17 protein-coding genes and 1 tRNA gene are annotated in these 17,496 nt (G+C 37.0%); 4 read left to right on the top strand and 14 right to left on the bottom strand.

The annotated features are described in order from the left end of the window. Positions 1 to 23 precede the first annotated feature (23 nt). Together ligD and BUB03_RS20785 are read left to right on the top strand one after the other, a co-directional pair. Entirely contained in the window at positions 24 to 1,895 is a 1,872-nt protein-coding gene (gene ligD, locus BUB03_RS20790) for a DNA ligase D (RefSeq protein ID WP_073066748.1), read from the top strand. Between the two features lie 32 nt (positions 1,896 to 1,927). After that, positions 1,928 to 2,467, top strand: coding sequence for a hypothetical protein (locus BUB03_RS20785; RefSeq protein WP_073066745.1), 540 nt, complete (start codon positions 1,928 to 1,930; stop codon positions 2,465 to 2,467). Between the two features lies 1 nt (position 2,468). Here BUB03_RS20785 and BUB03_RS20780 read toward each other — a convergent pair whose 3' ends face one another. The 4 genes from BUB03_RS20780 to nusB all read right to left on the bottom strand — a co-directional run bounded on the left by BUB03_RS20780 (position 2,469) and on the right by nusB (position 5,347). Continuing rightward, on the bottom strand, positions 2,469 to 3,203 hold the full coding sequence (locus BUB03_RS20780) for an SDR family NAD(P)-dependent oxidoreductase (protein ID WP_073066742.1): 735 nt from the start codon (positions 3,201 to 3,203) through the stop codon (positions 2,469 to 2,471). 351 nt (positions 3,204 to 3,554) lie between these two features. After that, positions 3,555 to 3,917: a preprotein translocase subunit YajC gene (yajC, locus tag BUB03_RS20775; protein ID WP_040997530.1), complete on the bottom strand. Its 363-nt coding sequence runs from the start codon at positions 3,915 to 3,917 to the stop codon at positions 3,555 to 3,557. Between the two features lie 4 nt (positions 3,918 to 3,921). Further along, positions 3,922 to 4,440, bottom strand: coding sequence for a DUF1573 domain-containing protein (locus tag BUB03_RS20770; RefSeq protein ID WP_073066740.1), 519 nt, complete (start codon positions 4,438 to 4,440; stop codon positions 3,922 to 3,924). A gap of 1 nt (position 4,441) precedes the next feature. Continuing rightward, positions 4,442 to 5,347, bottom strand: coding sequence for a transcription antitermination factor NusB (nusB, locus tag BUB03_RS20765; protein WP_040997534.1), 906 nt, complete (start codon positions 5,345 to 5,347; stop codon positions 4,442 to 4,444). A 90-nt stretch (positions 5,348 to 5,437) separates the two neighbouring features. On the opposite strand from nusB, the gene BUB03_RS20760 reads away from it, so the two are divergent. Together BUB03_RS20760 and BUB03_RS20755 are read left to right on the top strand one after the other, a co-directional pair. Continuing rightward, positions 5,438 to 7,099, top strand: a complete 1,662-nt coding sequence (locus BUB03_RS20760; RefSeq protein WP_073066737.1) for an ABC transporter ATP-binding protein — start codon at positions 5,438 to 5,440, stop codon at positions 7,097 to 7,099. Positions 7,100 to 7,198: 99 nt separating this feature from the next. Beyond that, the gene (locus tag BUB03_RS20755; RefSeq protein WP_034701927.1) at positions 7,199 to 7,534 is read left to right on the top strand and encodes a DUF3276 family protein; all 336 of its coding nucleotides are present in this window, start codon (positions 7,199 to 7,201) and stop codon (positions 7,532 to 7,534) included. Between the two features lie 172 nt (positions 7,535 to 7,706). On the opposite strand, the gene BUB03_RS20750 is transcribed toward BUB03_RS20755, so the two are convergent. From BUB03_RS20750 to BUB03_RS20705, 10 genes are all read right to left on the bottom strand, one after another. Next, on the bottom strand, positions 7,707 to 9,944 hold the full coding sequence (locus tag BUB03_RS20750) for an RCC1 domain-containing protein (protein WP_175547526.1): 2,238 nt from the start codon (positions 9,942 to 9,944) through the stop codon (positions 7,707 to 7,709). 569 nt (positions 9,945 to 10,513) lie between these two features. Continuing rightward, positions 10,514 to 10,589: transfer RNA gene (locus BUB03_RS20745), tRNA-His, on the bottom strand. Positions 10,590 to 10,627: 38 nt separating this feature from the next. Beyond that, positions 10,628 to 11,344, bottom strand: a complete 717-nt coding sequence (gene bshB1, locus BUB03_RS20740) for a bacillithiol biosynthesis deacetylase BshB1 (RefSeq protein WP_073066732.1) — start codon at positions 11,342 to 11,344, stop codon at positions 10,628 to 10,630. An 82-nt stretch (positions 11,345 to 11,426) separates the two neighbouring features. After that, positions 11,427 to 13,076 carry a tetratricopeptide repeat protein gene (locus BUB03_RS20735; RefSeq protein ID WP_040997540.1) on the bottom strand — a complete coding sequence of 550 codons (1,650 nt, stop codon included), beginning with the start codon at positions 13,074 to 13,076 and terminating at the stop codon, positions 11,427 to 11,429. 92 nt (positions 13,077 to 13,168) lie between these two features. Further along, positions 13,169 to 14,041, bottom strand: a complete 873-nt coding sequence (locus BUB03_RS20730; RefSeq protein ID WP_073066730.1) for a PstS family phosphate ABC transporter substrate-binding protein — start codon at positions 14,039 to 14,041, stop codon at positions 13,169 to 13,171. Then, complete coding sequence (locus tag BUB03_RS20725; protein WP_175547525.1) at positions 14,031 to 14,228, bottom strand: DUF308 domain-containing protein; 198 nt, start codon at positions 14,226 to 14,228, stop codon at positions 14,031 to 14,033. The genes BUB03_RS20730 and BUB03_RS20725 overlap by 11 nt, the downstream gene beginning before the upstream one ends. 75 nt (positions 14,229 to 14,303) lie before the next feature. Beyond that, a complete protein-coding gene (locus BUB03_RS20720; protein WP_040997545.1) occupies positions 14,304 to 15,143 on the bottom strand; it encodes an energy transducer TonB in 840 nt (279 codons plus the stop codon). A gap of 23 nt (positions 15,144 to 15,166) precedes the next feature. Continuing rightward, positions 15,167 to 15,739, bottom strand: a complete 573-nt coding sequence (locus BUB03_RS20715) for an ExbD/TolR family protein (protein ID WP_040997546.1) — start codon at positions 15,737 to 15,739, stop codon at positions 15,167 to 15,169. A gap of 15 nt (positions 15,740 to 15,754) precedes the next feature. Beyond that, a complete protein-coding gene (locus tag BUB03_RS20710; RefSeq protein WP_040997549.1) occupies positions 15,755 to 16,357 on the bottom strand; it encodes an ExbD/TolR family protein in 603 nt (200 codons plus the stop codon). A 61-nt stretch (positions 16,358 to 16,418) separates the two neighbouring features. Next, positions 16,419 to 17,282 carry a MotA/TolQ/ExbB proton channel family protein gene (locus tag BUB03_RS20705; RefSeq protein WP_040997551.1) on the bottom strand — a complete coding sequence of 288 codons (864 nt, stop codon included), beginning with the start codon at positions 17,280 to 17,282 and terminating at the stop codon, positions 16,419 to 16,421. Positions 17,283 to 17,496: the final 214 nt, after the last annotated feature.

Here is a 17,496-nt window from a genome sequence, read left to right as displayed (position 1 = left end):
AGCTGGCCTCGTTTATCAAACCTATGCTGGCCAAGTCTTATGAAAAGGCTTTCGATGATGAAGACTGGATTTTTGAAATAAAATGGGACGGCTACAGGGCTATTGCCGATCTCAGCCATAAGAATCTCCTGTTCTATTCCCGTAATGGAATTTCATTTTTATCCAAATTTGAAAGGGTCACAGAAGATTTTGAACACCAGAAATATAAAATGATCCTTGACGGAGAAATAGTTGCCTACGATGAGCATGGTAAACCCAATTTCCAGCTGCTACAACAGATCGGTGACAACCCAAACCTTGCTTTAACCTACCAGGTTTTTGATCTTCTCTGGCTGAACGGCCATTCTACGGAAGAGCTTCCTCTTCTGCAGCGTAAAGAGCTTTTAAAGGAAGCTTTGACAGAAACAGATATCATCAAGTACTGCGACCATATTCCTGAAAAAGGAATTGATTTTTTCAACCAGATGAAAGAGATGAAGCTGGAAGGAATGATCGCTAAAAAAGCAGACAGCTTATATGTGGAAAACCACAGAACAACCGACTGGCTTAAAATAAAATTTACGGAAACAGATGAAGCAATTATTTGTGGATTTACAGAACCCAGAGGTTCCCGGAAAAGCTTTGGTGCATTGATTCTGGGGAAATATATTGATGGCGAGCTGATCTATTGCGGCCACACAGGGACGGGATTTAATAATGAATCTTTAGAACAGCTTTATGGAAGGCTTCAAAAACTGATCATTAAAACCTCACCTTTCGAAACCATCCCTAAAACCAATATGCCTGTGACCTGGACAAAACCTGAACTGGTTTGCGAAATTAAATATTCCGAAATTACGAAAGACGGCATTTACCGGCATCCCGTATTTGTTGCCATCCGGGAAGATAAGGAACCGGAAGAAATCACAATCAGTTCAATTAACCCAAAACCTAAAGAAATGAAAACCAAAACTTCAACAAAAAAAGCAGAAAATAGTGAAAAAGAGAAAGAAGTGACCCTGGACAAACATACAGTGAAGCTTACCAATCAAAATAAAATTTATTTTCCTAAAGATGGAATTACCAAAGGGGAGGTCATTGAATACTACCAGTCTGTCGCTTCTTATATTTTACCTTATCTCAAAAACCGTCCGCTTTCTCTGAACCGTTTTCCGAATGGAATTGAAGAACAGGGCTTTTATCAGAAAGATGCAGGGGACAATATGCCAGACTGGATTAAAACAACCAAAGTATATTCCGAATCCAATGATAAATATATTGATTATGTTTACTGTAACGATAAGGCTACTTTAGCCTATCTGAATAATCTGGGCTGTATTGATATGAACCCGTGGAACAGTGCCCTCCCCGACCTCGAACATCCTGATTATCTCGTACTGGACCTCGATCCTTCAAAGAAGAATACATTTGACCATGTGATTGAAACTGCACTTCAGGTAAATGAGGTTTTACAGTCTGTTAAAATTAAAGGGTATTGTAAAACTTCCGGAAGTACGGGAATTCACGTTTATATTCCGATGGGTGGAAAATATGATTTTGACCAGGTGAAAGATTTTGCCCATATCCTGATGAAACAGGTCAATGAAAAACTTCCCAAGCTCACTACTCTGGAAAGAAGCCTGCAGAAAAGAGACGACAAGAAAATATACCTGGATTATCTGCAAAACAGGACAGGACAAACCCTGGCAAGTGCTTATAGCTTAAGACCTAAAGAAGGCGCTTCCGTTTCAATGCCGCTGGAATGGGAAGAGCTTAAGCCCGGCCTGAAGCCCACTGATTTTACGATTGATAATGCTTTGGAACGAATTAAGGAAAAAGGGGATTTATTTAAGCCGGTTTTGGGGAAAGGAATTGATATGATGAAGGCGTTGGAATTGTTACAGAGTATTGAATAATTTTGATACTTTTGAATATAGCCTAAATCCAAATGAAGTTTTTACCTTTAATATTTCTATTAATATTTTTTATAAGCTGTTCTAAAAAAGAAAATCTTGGGAAAGGTAATTCAGGGCAACCCGAATATTCATTTAAAAATATATTTAGTTTCGATAACGAAGACACCATATTCATAAAATCACGGTTTGCTGATTGTGGAGAATGGGGAGGTCATGATGAAATTATTAAAGTTTATCAATCAAAACGCAGAATTGAATTAACTTATATAAAATATAAAGTTAACTGTGGTAAGATGGATAGTTCAGGTTCACTTATCCAAATAAGAGATACTACCCGTCATTTTATTCTATCTGATTCACAACAATTAAGCCTGATGAATTACTTTAACAATCTGATGAAATCGAAATTTATAGATAAAGAATATGGTAATAGTGGAAATTCTTTTTTAATTGAAGACAGTAAAGAGCAATTAAGATTTTCACAATATGGAAATAATACTCTCTTTCTCAACAATTATAATACTTTAATGCAAAGCTTAGGATTTTCAAAAGTGGTTATTAGAAATGAATAATCTAAGGCAGTTTCGCCACCAAACTTTCAGGAAGTATCTTCAAAATCATATAAATCATCTTCCATTTGAAATTCGGGACAATGGTAAATGAATTTCCGGCGTTAACGATGTATTTTGCCACATAATCCGGTTCCATGATCAGGGATTCATTAAGCTGGAGCCCTTCATTGATCTTGGTTCTGATGTAGCCAATCACCAAAGCATTGACTTTTATCTTTCTTGAAGCCAATTCCTGTCTTAAACCAGCCAAATAAGTTGTAAAAGCTGCTTTTGTGCTTCCATACACGAAATTGCTTTTCCTTCCTCTTACCCCCGAAAGAGAAGACAAGCCTATAATTCTTTCCAGATTTTTATTGCTTTCATCCATAGCAATGATATTAAGGATAGAAACGGCTCCCATATAATTAACCATCATCATCTGTTGTGCTCCTTTAAAATTTCTCAGTGCTTTTTCGTTATCCACCAAAAAGCCTGCGGCATACACTACGATATGAGGTTTTACAGGAAGTTCATCATAAAATTTCTGGTGAGAGTCAAAATCTACAGCGTCAAAATAAAGGATGGTAATTTTTGACGGATCAAGGTGATTCTCTCCAATCAATTTCTGAAGCGAAGTAGTATCTCTTGAAGCCGCTACCACAGAAAATCCTTTTTCAAGGTACTGTTTGATACACTGTTTGGCTACATCTGAATTGGCGCCTAAAATGAGAACGGTTTTGCCTGTATTTTGATTCATCCCGCAAAGATATTTTATTTGGTTTTATGAAACATGAATTTTAAAAAGAGTTGAAGGATTTTTAAGATCAAACTGCTTAAAATGTGATGTAGATGAGTTTTTTACGCAAAGTTTAAATTTCCAGCTGTGGTAATCTAAGGAAGCAAAGAGGTGTGACTTCGTCACTGATTAAGCATGCATTTTATTCGCACGTTTAATAGAATCAATCTTTGATTGATTTTTTCTTTGCAAGCTTAGAATATGTAGCACTACAATTAGACTTTGCGTTAAAAAAAATACATTTATACTTATAAAAAAACCGGCGCGGTGAACTTCGTTCACCGCGCCGGATCAATATTTTCAGCTAAAAGATTATTTCTTTTCAGTTTCGATTTCTTTTTTCTCAGCTGTTTTATCAGCCGCTTTTGCTTTATCTCCGAAACGGGCCTCAGTAAATTCTCTTGAAACAGCCGCTTTTTCGAATTTCAGTTTTCCTGATAAAGTTTCGATCACGAATCCGTCATCCTGAACCTGGGCAATTCTTCCGTGAAGACCTGAAGTAAGCACCACTCTGGTTCCAACTTTTAAGGTTTCCTGGAAGTTTTTCTCCTGTTTCTGTTTTCTCATCTGAGGTCTTATCATCAGGAAATAAAACCCGACAAACATCACCCCCATCATGATCAGCATCATTGATGAAGATCCCTGTGGCTGTGCCTGTAAAAAGATTGTCAACATATAATTATGGTTGAATGTTCGCTGTGAACGTTAATTTAATAGGAGCTTTATCTACGTTTGCAAATACATCGGCATACTTCTGAACGTTTCCGTCGAAGCTTGAAGAATCAAAGTGCAAAGTAATTTTTCCTTTTTTACCAGGAAGAATAGGATCTTTTGTAAAATCAGGAGCTGTACATCCGCATCCAGGCTTTACTTCAGAGATTACTAAAGGATTTTTTCCTGTATTTGTGATTTCGTAAACGTGCTCTACTTTATCTCCTTTTTTGATATTTCCAAAATCGAAGTTGCTTTCAGAAAGAGCTACAGATGTTAATGGCTGGTTAGAAACCGGTGCTGCAGCTGCTGTTTCAGCAGAAACCGGTGCCGTTGCAGAATTCGGAGCTAAATTGGTTGCACCCGCTGTAGAGTCTGTAGTATCTGCAACTTCTGTTCCTGTAGCAGCTTGCTGGTTTTCTTTTTTACAAGATACCAAACCTAGGCCTATGATAGACAAAGCGATAATTGATAATGTCTTTTTCATGTTAAATTCTATTTTGATCTTTACAATATTTATCCAAAATTCCGTTAATGAAGATATTGGAACGGTCTGTTGCAAATACTTTTGCAATTTCAATATATTCATTGATAATAACTCTTGAAGGGGTAAAAGGAAAATTATCCAGTTCCGAAATGGCTGTCGACAAAATTACTTTATCCATTAAAGACACTCTTTCCAGATCCCAGTTTTCCAGTCTTTCACTTAGTGTCTTCTCGTTAGCCTCCCAGTTGTTCAGGGTGTCTCTAAGGAGTTTTGCTGCGAAAGTTTTATCTTCTTCATCTTTAATCATTTTAATTAAAGTTCTGCTTTCTTCATCTTCTTTCAGGAAACCGATTGTTTTCTGTACCATTGAGTTGGCAATATGGATATCGTCATACCATGAAAGTTCCTTATCACTAAGATATTCCTGGAAATCATCATTTTCAGCAATATACCTTAAAAACAGTTTTCCGATAAACTTCTGATCGTCTTCAAAAGAATATCCGTCTTCTTTCATGAAATCCTGGTAACGTTTTCCTGCAGTAATCCTCTGGAATGTTTTCACCAATAGATCATCATGCAGATCCCATTTCAACTGTTTGTGCTGGCCTGTAAAAAATAATCTTTCAGGATTTTCCTCTAGCTTGATCAGTACCTGGTTATTGATAAATTTTTGGTTAGGATTGATATCAGCATCGGTTTTGATATATTTGTTTTTACCGATTTCTATTTGAGTCTCTGCCAATTCTTTCAGAGCCACCAAAAAATTAAGCTGATAAATATAGAGGTTATAGATTTTCTCTATTCCTGAGAACATGTTTTTCTCTAAAACATCAAACTTTACAGGATTCTGATAGTATGAATACACTGTTTGTACTACTTTTTCACGGATTTGTCGTCTTCCTAACATTCAAAGAGCTTTTTATGGGTGCAAAGATACAAAAATTAAAATTGATGAAATTCGTAGTGTGTTTACATTTTTGTAAATTTGTAAAACTTTATGAAAGCGCTAAAAACCTTAAACCCTTACTTTTGGAAGCACAAAATATTATTGTTTTGGGGGTTATTATTCATCATTGCCAGTAATTTCTTCAATATTTATAAGGTTCAGTTTGTAGGAAAGTCTGTAGACGAACTTACAAAAAGCGGAAATCTGGGCTTTAACAAACAGGTTTTGGTGTATGTGGCTATTATTGTAGGCTGCTCACTTCTCACGGGATTTTTTACTTTTATGATGCGCCAGACCATCATTGTAGCCTCCAGAAGGATTGAATATGAACTGAAAAATAAAATTTACAGGCATTACCAGGAGCTTTCTCTTACAGATTATAAACAAACCACCATTGGTGACCTGATGAACAGGCTCAGCGAAGATGTTGTAGCGGTAAGGATGTATTTGGGGCCTGGGGTAATGTATGTGGTGAATCTCCTGATCCTTCTTTTGATTACGAGTATTTATATGGTAAAAACAGATGCTTCCATGACTTTATGGACTCTTTTGCCGCTCCCCATTTTATCCTACATCATATTTAAGGTAAGTTCAATCATCAACCAGAAGTCCAAGATTATGCAGAAAAGCCAGTCTGCTATTTCTACTTTTGTACAGGACAGTTTCTCCGGAATCCGGGTGGTGAAGTTTTTTGCCAGAGAAAATTATATCAAGAAAAACTACGGCGTAAAAGTTACCGATTATCAAAACAAAGCATTAGATCTGGCGAAAACCGAAGCCTATTTCTTTACTATTATCTTATTTGTGATCGGATTACTGAATGTAGCCGTCATACTAATCGGCGGACAGAAATATATCGCCGGGCAATTAAGTGTTGGTAAAATTGCTGATTTCTTTATGTATATCAATATCCTGATCTGGCCTTTCTCAATGGTAGGATGGGTAACCTCCGTGAACCAAAGGGCTGAGGCTTCGATGCAGAGGATTAATGAATTCCTGGACAAGAAATCAGAAGTTATCAATACGAATTTCGAGAACTACCCGATCAAAGGGGATATCGAGTTCCGGAATGTTTCTTATGTGTATCCAAATACAGGAATCAGAGCATTGGATAACCTGAGCTTTACAATTAAAGCCGGGGAATCTCTTGCGATCATGGGGAAAACAGGAAGCGGAAAATCTACCATTGCCCTCCTCTTATGCAGACTGATTGATCCTACGGAAGGGGAAATTTTAATTGACGGTAAAAATCTTAAGGACCATAATCTGACAAATTACAGAAATTTCATTGGCTATATTCCTCAGGAAAGCTACTTATTCTCTGATACTATTGAAAATAATATCGGCTTTGCTATCGATCATCCTTCCCATGAAAAAGTGGTGGAATATGCTAAGATTGCAGATGTGGATAAAAATATTATCGGATTTAAAGACCAGTATAAAACACTGGTAGGTGAACGCGGGGTAATGCTTTCCGGGGGACAAAAACAAAGAATATGTATCGCCAGAGCGTTAATTAAGGACCCGAATATCATTATTTTCGATGATTCCCTGTCTGCGCTGGATACTGAAACCGAACAGAATATCCTTGAAAATATTGACCGGAAAATCAGCAATGCTACGTCCATAATCATCACACACAGAGAGTCTAGCGCTCAGAGAGCTGACAAAATCATCAACTTAACCGAAATTACCAATTCTGTAACCGCTTAGCCATTTCGTTCTCAATTGTTAAATAAATCATAAAAAAAATTTTGTGATTAAAAGAATTCTTTTATATTTGTTCTTAACAAGATTAAAAAATATCTAACAATGAGTGAATACAAGGAACGCCATGAAAATGAAATTTTCACTAAGGTGTTAAAAGCAGGAAGAAGAACTTATTTCTTTGATGTGCGCGAGACGAAAGCAGGAGATTATTATCTTACGATTACTGAAAGTAAAAAGAATTTCGGAGAGAATGGGGAAGCTACATTCGAGAAACACAAAATTTATCTTTACAAAGAAGATTTTAAAAGTTTCCAGGAGATGTTTAATGAATCCACAGATTTCATCATTAACGAAAAGGGTGAGGATGTAATATCAGAAAAACATGACAAAGACTTCAAAAGCAAATCATTCACAATTGATTCTGACGACGAAGTTTAAAAAAGAATATTCTAAAAACACAAGCATCTGAAAAAGGTGCTTTTTTTATGCCTAAAATTAACTGAAAGCTCATTGATAAAATAAAAAAGTACACTTTAAAAGTGTACTTTTTTGATGAGTGATAGTTAAAAACCAGACTACATGAGTCTGATGATTAACCTAATTATCCATTTTATTTTTTAATAACTTTCAATGTCTTTACTTCATCATTTGAATTTACTTTAACCAGATAAACTCCTGATGCAAGGCCGGAAAAATCTATTGTGCTTTCATTAGCATTTATTGTCTTATTCAACACTTCCTGACCCAATACATTATAAACCGATACTAAAGAAATTTTCTTATCAGACGAAATAACAAGTTTGTCTTTAACCGGGTTCGGATAAGCCTTCAGAGCATTGTCCGACTTTGTAAAATCATCAACACCTAAAGTCGGACAGGCAATAGCTGTTGGAATATTTTTATCAGCATTAGTACCATCACCTAATTGACCATAAAGGTTTAATCCCCATGTACTCACAGTCCCATCACTTTTTAAGGCAAAAGTATGTGATATTCCGCCAGCAACAGCTTTCCATGTGGTAAGACTGCCTATTTGTACGGGTACATTACTGTTGGTTGTAAGCCCGTTTCCTAGTTGCCCATATTGATTTCTTCCCCAGGCCCAAAGTGTCCCGTTGGATTTTACAGCAGTGGTGTGATTTCCCCCGGAAGCAATAGTCTGCCAGTTAGTAGCTGTTCCGATTTGCGTTGGAACATTCTTATTGGCAGTTGTTCCGTCTCCCAATTGCCCATTAGCATTATATCCCCAGGTCCAAAGTGTTCCGTCTGTTTTTAATGCCGTGACATGAAGCGCTCCAACCCCAAGAGCCTTCCAGTTAGTAGCAGTTCCTATTTGAGTAGGTACTAACCTATTGGTATTTGTAGCGTCTCCAATAGTACCGTAAGTATTGCTTCCCCAGGCCCAAAGTGTTCCGTCTGTCTTCAATGCAATGGTAAAATCCTGTCCGCATTGAACAGCCAACCAGTTAGTAGCAGTTCCTATTTGAACAGGTACTAAGCTCGTAGTGGTATTGCCGGTACCTAACTGCCCATAAGGATTAAGTCCCCAGGCCCATAGTGTTCCGTTATTTTTTATAGCCACCGTATGATACATTCCTGTATCAAAAGTTTTCCAATCAGTAGCGGTTCCTACTTGTACCGGTGAGTGCTGATCTGTATTTGTACCATTACCCAACTGACCTGAATTTGCTCCCCAAGCCCAAAGCGTTCCATCGGTTTTCTGAGCAATGGTGTGATTGCTTCCACCAGCAATTTCCTTCCAGTTATTGCCCGTTCCTATTTGTTTTGGAGTTGAAGAATTAGTGGTAGTACCATTTCCTAACTGTCCTGAATAATTATTTCCCCAGGTCCATAAAGTTCCGTTTGTTTTTATAGCTACACTATGCAGACTACCGGCGTCTATTTTTTGAAAGCACCCTGTCTGAACTGCCCCTGGTGACATTTTTGTCAAGCCAAGCTGCAATGTTCCCAGCCAGATAGTTCCTGAAGATTGTGTTTTAACAGCACTGAAATAGTCATCCGGCAGACCTAAATTCGTATTTGTTCTGGTATAAGTCGTACAATCCGTAAAGTTCTGCAGACCTGCCCCATTAAAACCAATCCACACCTTACTGTTACTGTCAACATCCAAAGCGTTCGGATTATATCCTGCAAGACAAGAAGTGCTTTGGTAGATGAATGTGAGGTTAGTTCCGCTCGTTGTTAATGTAATTAAGCTGTCAGAACCTTTTACATACACCATATTGTTGGCAATTCTCAATATTCTTTCAGTTCCCTGAGCTATAAAATCAAAATCAGTTCCATTAAATTTATACAATACCCCTCCATTTGTAACCCAAACGCCATTATTACTGTCAGTTGCTACAGAATTCAGATTGGTCACAGAAGGATAATTAGCCCACGTAGTACCGTTGAATTTTGTAAGTCCTGAATCTGTTGCAATCCAAAGATTATTCTGTCCGTCAACTGCTATATCATTGATTGTATTGGTCGGCAGCCCTGAATTGGAAGTTGTATAATTAGTCCATGTCGTTCCGTTGTACACAATAATTCCATTAAGTTGGGAGGCAATCCATTTTCTGCCCAAACCATCAATTTGAATTTTTATAATTGAATTAGATGCGATACCGGAATTTGTAGTGTTGTAATTGGTAAAAGCAGTTCCGTTAAAAGTTGAAATCCCGTTTGAAGTTGCCAGCCATAATAAACCATTGGCATCGGCTTTAATATCTGCAATGTAATTGCTCCCTATTTCTGAATTCGAAGTATTGTAAGTTGTGTAACTATACGTTTGTGCAAATGCTGAAATTGAACTCAGTATCAAAAGTAAAAAGTAGAGTTTTTTCATAGTTTTCAGTAAAATAAATTTCTTCATGTTTAAGTTTCGTAATATTTCCTACTCTTTTAGCTTTTCGGTTCCGCTTCGTTTGAATGGTTTCTGAGCTCCATTGAAACTTTCAAAATCAGATTAGCTCGCGAAAAACATGCATTTTCTTTGAACTTTGATTTTTAAAAGTATTTTGTCAGTTGATAATACCGCATCATTACCGACGAGCATACGCAGTTTCTTTCAGTATCGACAGTTATGTGATTACTGAAATAATTAAGATGATTTTATCTTCAAAGAAATCTGAGGATTACTTTAATTCTAAATTGCCGGAAATGAGTATTGATGAATTAACAGAATAAAATTCAGGGTAGTTTTTTCATGGTTTAATTGTTTTTTGAATTCAGGTTTTAGTTTTTATTGACAACAGTTATTATACTGATAATGTATGTTGACACTGCAAAAATATACTTTTCTTGTGGATTATCAAACAATTAACAGAAATTAACACACCAAAAAGTGTTTTCTTAAATTAGTATTTTGAAGTATACGGAAATAAAAAAAGTACACTTTAAAAGTGTACTTTTCTTGGGTGAATGATGGGTCTCGAACCCACGACCTTCGGAACCACAATCCGACGCTCTAACCAACTGAGCTACAATCACCGTTTTGTGAGTGCAAATATAGGAGATATTTTTTAATTATCAAACAATTCCGTCAAAATTTTTCATCGCAATCAACTTCTCAGACGTAAATCCCTCAGCGTAAGTCACTCCCGATAATCTTCCCAAATCCTGAGCACGATAAGTGAGACTTTCCAAAAAATCTTTTGTTGCGATCGGAGTAACAGGTTCGTTGGAGGTAGGATCATAGAATTGCGTTTTGAAGGCCATACAGGCCGCAATCTTTTTATCCAGGTGTTCTGATATGTCAATAACAAATTCCGGCTTGATATCTTTCCATTGAATGTAGTGGAAAATCTGCTTTGGCCGCCACACTTCCTGGTTTTCGCCTTCCAAAACTGTTACGATTTTTCTCAAACCGGATAAAAAGCACGCATCTGACACTAATTTCGCTCCTTTTGCATGGTCCGGATGTCTATCATCAATTGCATTGGCCAAGACGATTTCCGGGCGGTATTTGCGGATCATTTTTACGATCTCTATCTGATATTCTTCAGAATTAACCAAAAACCCGTCTTTCATTCCAAGGTTCTCCCTGGCAGAAACCCCAAGGATCTTTGCGGACTCTCCTGCTTCTACTTTCCTGGTTTCATCTGTACCTCTGGTCCCAAGCTCCCCTCTTGTAAGATCTACGATGACACATGTTTTCCCTTCCGAAATCATTTTGGCAATAGTGCCGCCACATCCAAGCTCTACATCATCAGGATGGGCTCCAAAAGCAAGTATATCTGTTTTCATATTTTCAAAGATAAGATTTAAAATAAAAACTTCCCAAACATTGAGAATGGGAAGTTTTAATATCTATAATTTAAATTTTAAATTACTTGTTGATTTCTGCATTTAGTTTTACAGCATCCTGGTAAGTAGGATCAAGCTGTAAAGATTTAGCTACATAATCTTTAGCTTTAGCAAGGTCAGAATCTTTGCTCATATAAGCTACAGCGAAGTATGCATAGGCTAAAGTCTGCTTGTTTGCTTCCTGATCTGCAGGTTTTACAGTGCTGATGAATTTTTCATATGCCAATTTCGCAGCATCATTATTTCCTGCCTGTTGGTAAGAATACCCCTGGCTGTAGTACGCTGGAGCCCAATCCGGAAGCAAAGCGCTCATTTTCTGCCATGTAAGTATTGCACCGTTCCAGTTCTTGGCATCCTGGTAAGCTGTCGCCAGTTTAAACAGGGAATCTGAATCTTCTTTATTGGCAGCAACTTTTTTCTTCAATGCTTCAATTTCAGGAGTTGTAGGTCCTTTTTCCGCTTCAGCCTGAGAAGCTCCTCCTCCTGCAATATTAGCCAATTCTATATCCCACTTCAATGTTTCATCTTTAGCTGCTTTAGCAATAGCAATTTTTTGCTGTGCTTCTGTATTTAAAGCTGCTTTCTTAGCCGCATCAGTTTCAGTTTTAGCTAAACCTGCTGCAATAAGTCCCTGAAGACCCTGGTCAGCCGGCTGGATTCTTGTTTTCTCAGCCTGCGATACGAAAGTATCCATATTTTGTTTTGCTTCAGCATAATTTCCATCTGCATAAGACTGGTAAGCTCTTAATTTAAATTTGATCGGATCATCAATTTTATCAAAGATCTTATCTAAAACTGTTTTAGAGTTTGCATAATCCTCGTTAGTGAAGTATAGTTTAGCAATTTCTAATTGAGTATATGGATCCTCATCAGCATATTTTGTATAGTTGATCAGGTCTTGAGTAGCTTTTGCATTCTGCTGGTATCTGATATCATAAGAAGCCAAAGCTTTATATGCAGGTGCATAAGTTGGATCTACAGCAATTGCCTTGTCAATACTTTGTTTAGCCTGCTGCCACTGTTGTGCTGCCATCCATAGGGTAGCCATTCTTGTATAAACAGATGCTTTATTTTTAGCTAAAGGAAGCGCTTTGTCATAAGCAGACATAGCGTCACCAGGAACTCTCTTCAATCTGTAAGCATCTCCAAGTGTATAGTAGTAATGAGCAGGAACTCCTTTTTTCTCAGCTTTTTCAATAGCTTTTGTCAGATACTGGATAGCTGCATCAGGTGCACTGTTCTTTTCGAACAATGTTAAAGCTTCTGCTGCTCTGAATAATACTTCAGCATCTTTTTCTTTTGAATCTGCTACAATTTTCTGAATTTCAGCAATTGCACTTTTATCTCCTTTACCTAGCTTAACTGTAGCCAAACCTATTTTATTAAGATAGCTTTTGCTGTCAGCAGCCAAACCTTTGTTAAAGCTTTCAATAGCTTTAGCATAATCAGGTTCTCCCTGCTTCAGGTATGTGTTTCCTAAATAGAAGTAATTTTCAGCTGTTGGTGCTTTGGCAACCATTTCTGTGAAATTGGTTTTAGCCTGAGCATATTTATCACTGTCTATACTGTTAATACCATCCTGCAGTGTTTGTGCAGTGGCTAAACCGGAAAAAAATACTACGGCAGCTCCAAAAGCAATTTTCTTTACATTCATAATCATTATATCTTTCATTTTATATTTTTCTTATATTTTGAGTTATATGCTCCACAATTTTCAGACCAAAATAATATTTTATAAAGTGGGGCTTATTATTTTAATATTTTTTAACGCATTTGTACCTCTCTTTTGTATATATTATAGGGCTGTAAACCTTCTTTTTGTACAATCATCTGTCCTAGCTGGGTACATGAATATCTGATAAATCCGTTTGCTATGTTAAAGTTCCCTTCATTGGTTAAAAAGTAAAGAACACGGGTAAAAGGGTATTCCATTTCACGAAGTCCGGCAGCATCAGCGGTGTATAACTTTCCATTATTTTCCACGGGAAGAATTTTTACCATATCTCGCAGCTTTTCAGAGGTTTTATCATAAGGACGGCTGAAGGTATTTAATCCAATAACTCCAACTTTATCCGGATATTTTCCTAATTCTTCTATAATTTTCTGATTTCCCGGAATAATAGAAAATTTCAGGTCTTTTGGCTGTTTTTTCAGTTTTTGGGCAACAAAATTCAGATTACTTGAATTGGTCCCGTCGAAAATAAAGTTCTTCGCATCGGATTGCAATCCCTTATTAATTTCATCCATAGAGATACTCTGCTTAGGCGAATCTTTAGGAACAACAAATACAACCGCATCAGCAGCGAATTTTGCCGGGAGAAACTTAAGATCTACCTGTTCTTCATATGCTTTTTTCTCTTCCGGGCTAAGATCTCTTGACATTACGGTTATTCTTGCTTTATCTTTCAACAGATCAAGGAAAGCCAGATCTTCTTTCTGCGTTACAATCTTAATATGGGTTTCGGGATAATTAATCATATATCCGTCTGCCAAAGCTTCGGTAACGCTTTTAAAAGATTCATCGGTAAGTATAGTAAGATCTCCTTTATGATAGGATGGAGATTTGTCGTCTTTTTTGCAGCCTACAGCGGCGATGCTCATTACAGAAAGCAACGCAATTTTTAAACTATTTCTCATTTCCTGAATCTTTAATTCTTGAAATTGCTCTATAGATTCTGAAAATTCCATAAAGAATAAGCACTGCGCCCATTGCATAAGCAATAGCAGGCTCTAAAACCGTAAAGAAAAATTTGTAGATAATAACCACAACTCCCAATACGATATAAAATAATCCTGTAACTAAGGATAACCAGTTGAACATCATGTAACAAAAATACCAAAAAAAATAAAAAGAGAAGCATATGCTTCTCTTTTTATTTATAAGTTGAATAAATAAGTCTTATTCAAAGTTCATCGTGAAAGGTACGCTATAGTAAGATCTAACGCTCTCCCCGTTTCTTTTCGCAGGAGTCCATTTTTTCAGTTTCTTAACTACACGTATTGCTTCGTTGTTAAAGTCGCTATTTGGAGATTTCTCTTCAATAGTAACTGCAGAAACAGTTCCGTCTTTTTCTACAACGAATTTAAGCTTAGCTTTAAGTGTACCTTCACCTCCTTCCATCAAAGAAGTATCAAAGTTTTCCCCAAGGAACTTTCTTAATGCTCCCATACCTCCAGGATATTCTGCAGACTGGTCTACATCTTTGTAGATCTCATTAGGGTTGTTTGTTTTTACTTCCACTGTACTTGCTTTAGTACCAGTAGATGGTGGTGGTGGCGGTGGTGTATAAGCCGGAGCTTTTACCCCTTCCTGATTGTTCAAACCAGTCGTCGTTTCTAACTGCTTAGAAATTGGTGGCGGTGGTGTTTCAATCTTCGGAGCTTTTACAGGCTCAGGAACCACGTTCTGAATCACCTCAATTTTTTCCTCTTCTTTTGGAGGAGGAGGTGGCGGTGGTTCTTCTTCTTTCGGTTGCTCAATAATTGGCTCATCTTCAATAATGTTTACCAAGTCTGCCTTTACTTCCTGCTTAGGCGGTTCAGTAAGTCTTTTAATGGTAAGATAAATAAAAGGAGACAAAGCCGCAACCAGGAATAATGCCGTTCCAACAATAAAAGATTTTGTCAGAAGTCTTGGATACTGATGTCTCAGATCATAGGCACCATATTCCTTGTTTCTATTTTCAAATACAATCTCATCTAAAGTAAGATTCTGATTGTATACATTTTCATCTGCCATAGATATACAATTTTATGGTTAAATTACTTTGTAGCTGGTGCAGCCGCAGCTCCATTATTTCCAACTTTCTTGTTATAGATAGCTTTTTCCCAAGGCTTCACATCGGTTACCCCATACTGCTCGCTTTTGGTAATGGCCATTTCGTCAAGAATATCTACAAAGTTCTTATATACAGCATCGTCAGTAGGCTTAATGATCACGGTAAATTTCGTTTGATCTGCAGCCCTAGATTTTGCCTGCTGAATTACTTTTCTAATTCCTTCTCTGTCAAGAGTAGTTTCCATAAGAGTTTGGTCATTCAAGGAAGTAGCATCCTGCTGGTGCCAAAAAACTCTATTGTCTTTTCCTAATAAGACAGAAATTGAGTTAGAAAGTTTAATTTCTGTTGGAGGTGGTTTTTGTTTTTCATCTTTCGGTTTAGCCGGAAGACCCAAATCCATTACATTCGGTTTACTGAATGTGGTTGTGAACATAAAGAAGGTAATCAATAGAAAACCCAAGTCCACCATCGGAGTCATATCTACTCTGGTATTCTGCTTCTTGGAACGGACCTTGCCGCCCTTGCCGCCTTTTTCCTGTACTTGTACTTCTGCCATTTCTAAATGATATTATTATGGTTTACCTTCTTGTGATGTAATCAACCAGAATTTAAGAAAATCAATATCTCTTAAACCTTCAAATAGGCTTTTAACTTTTGGATACTGAGTGGTAACGTCTCCTTTGATTGCTAATTTGTAATCAGGATTTACGCTCAAACTCTGCTGTACCCAGTCTACTAACTGCTTATTTGTACTATCCATAGGAATCCCTGTAGGACTCTTGAAACTTTTCTGTTCCTCATCTGACATATCGAGATAGCCTTTCAGTTGGCTCATAGGAACCCCAATCGCTTGTACTTTCTGAAATGACGCTTTTTGCTGGTTAGTAAAAGTCATATTATACTTTTGCCCCATTTTGTCTAAAAGCTGTAATCTCTCTGATGCATTGTCTACCGGCTGGAAATAGAATTTTCCATCAGGTGTAGCGTTGATAGTCATCAAACTTGCATCAGGAAGTAACTTCTCTGATATTGAAGATGGCGGTTTAATCTGCTCCACGTCAGGTTTTTTAAACTGAGTGGTCAAGATAAAGAATGTAAGTAGTAGGAAGGCAACGTCACACATTGCCGTCATATCCGTCACTACACCATGTCTTTTTGGTTTGACTCTCGCCATTGTTTTGAATTATTTAATATTAAACTTCTTTTTAATTGGAATGCAAATTCCTTGCTAATTCTTAGTTGAATTCAGCGAAAGACTGCTGGATGCTCATAGCGATCTCGTCGATCTTATAAGTTAATCCGTCAATTTTAGATGTAAAGAAGTTATAAAGGATAATCGCGATAGCTGAAGTACCAATACCTAATGCCGTGTTGATCAAGGCTTCGGAGATACCTGTAGAAAGTGCAGCAGCATCCGGAGTACCACCACCTGAACCTAATGCGAAGAATGCTTTGATCATCCCGATTACAGTTCCTAAAAGTGCGATTAGCGTTGCTACAGTACCTAAAGTAGAAAGAATCATCATGTTCTTTTCAAGCATTGGCATTTCAAGAGTTGTAGCTTCTTCGATTGCTTTGTTAAGAGCTACCATTTTCTGCTCTTTATTTAAAGTAGTATCGTGAGAAAGTGCTTTGTAAGTAGTAAGACCTTCTTTCACTACGTTACCTACAGATCCTTGTTGTCTGTCGCACTCTTCTAAAGCTTCATCAATTTTGTTCTGATTCAATAAGCTTCTTACCTGTACTACGAAGTTGTCTAGGTTTCCTTTTCCTGCAGCTTTACCAAGAACGAAATATCTTTCAAAAGAGAAAACGATTACAGTAATCATGAAAGTAATCAAGATTGGTACGATAACCCCTCCTTTGTAGATAATACCTAAAAACGATTCTGGGTGAATGTCTTTTCCATCAACACTTGAGAAAGCTACAGATCCGCTACCTAGCTTTTCTGCGTCTTTAAAGTTTCCTGGGTTCCCAAGAACAAATAAATAAATACAAACTCCTATAACGAATAAAATAGGAATAATAACAGCCGGGTTTAGACCTCCTGCTTTTCTAGCAACTACTTGCTCATCATTTTTTGAAACATTCATTTCCATATTTAACTAAATTATATTGTTTTTAAAATTTTACAGGGTGTAAATTAAAGGCAAAATTAATTAAAATGCAAGAGTCTTAAATAAACATTTTGCATTTTTCTGATAAAGAAATTTTAATACGATTTCGATATAATAATTTTTTTTAGATATTTTATTTATTTTCTCCAAATTTAACATTTAGGTTAGAAATTTAAAAAAATAAGACCCTCATTTT

The organism is Chryseobacterium oranimense (genome assembly GCF_900129755.1).
In the GTDB taxonomy this organism is placed as follows: domain Bacteria; phylum Bacteroidota; class Bacteroidia; order Flavobacteriales; family Weeksellaceae; genus Chryseobacterium; species Chryseobacterium oranimense.
Note: the sequence above shows the minus strand (reverse complement) of the source record. Positions and strands in the feature narration are given on the sequence as shown.

Bases quoted from the DNA above. Each gene is read 5' to 3' on its own strand.
- BUB03_RS20785 (WP_073066745.1), top strand. From the start codon at position 1,928: ATGAAGTTTTTACCTTTAATATTTCTATTAATATTTTTTATAAGCTGT.
- BUB03_RS20730 (WP_073066730.1), bottom strand. From the start codon at position 14,041: ATGAGAAATAGTTTAAAAATTGCGTTGCTTTCTGTAATGAGCATCGCC.
- ligD (WP_073066748.1), top strand. From the start codon at position 24: ATGCTGGCCAAGTCTTATGAAAAGGCTTTCGATGATGAAGACTGGATT.
- BUB03_RS20725 (WP_175547525.1), bottom strand. From the start codon at position 14,228: ATGATGTTCAACTGGTTATCCTTAGTTACAGGATTATTTTATATCGTA.
- bshB1 (WP_073066732.1), bottom strand. From the start codon at position 11,344: ATGAAAACAGATATACTTGCTTTTGGAGCCCATCCTGATGATGTAGAG.
- BUB03_RS20755 (WP_034701927.1), top strand. From the start codon at position 7,199: ATGAGTGAATACAAGGAACGCCATGAAAATGAAATTTTCACTAAGGTG.
- BUB03_RS20710 (WP_040997549.1), bottom strand. From the start codon at position 16,357: ATGGCGAGAGTCAAACCAAAAAGACATGGTGTAGTGACGGATATGACG.
- BUB03_RS20770 (WP_073066740.1), bottom strand. From the start codon at position 4,440: ATGAAAAAGACATTATCAATTATCGCTTTGTCTATCATAGGCCTAGGT.
- yajC (WP_040997530.1), bottom strand. From the start codon at position 3,917: ATGTTGACAATCTTTTTACAGGCACAGCCACAGGGATCTTCATCAATG.
- BUB03_RS20735 (WP_040997540.1), bottom strand. From the start codon at position 13,076: ATGAAAGATATAATGATTATGAATGTAAAGAAAATTGCTTTTGGAGCT.
- BUB03_RS20720 (WP_040997545.1), bottom strand. From the start codon at position 15,143: ATGGCAGATGAAAATGTATACAATCAGAATCTTACTTTAGATGAGATT.
- BUB03_RS20750 (WP_175547526.1), bottom strand. From the start codon at position 9,944: ATGAAAAAACTCTACTTTTTACTTTTGATACTGAGTTCAATTTCAGCA.
- BUB03_RS20705 (WP_040997551.1), bottom strand. From the start codon at position 17,282: ATGGAAATGAATGTTTCAAAAAATGATGAGCAAGTAGTTGCTAGAAAA.
- nusB (WP_040997534.1), bottom strand. From the start codon at position 5,347: ATGTTAGGAAGACGACAAATCCGTGAAAAAGTAGTACAAACAGTGTAT.
- BUB03_RS20780 (WP_073066742.1), bottom strand. From the start codon at position 3,203: ATGAATCAAAATACAGGCAAAACCGTTCTCATTTTAGGCGCCAATTCA.
- BUB03_RS20715 (WP_040997546.1), bottom strand. From the start codon at position 15,739: ATGGCAGAAGTACAAGTACAGGAAAAAGGCGGCAAGGGCGGCAAGGTC.
- BUB03_RS20760 (WP_073066737.1), top strand. From the start codon at position 5,438: ATGAAAGCGCTAAAAACCTTAAACCCTTACTTTTGGAAGCACAAAATA.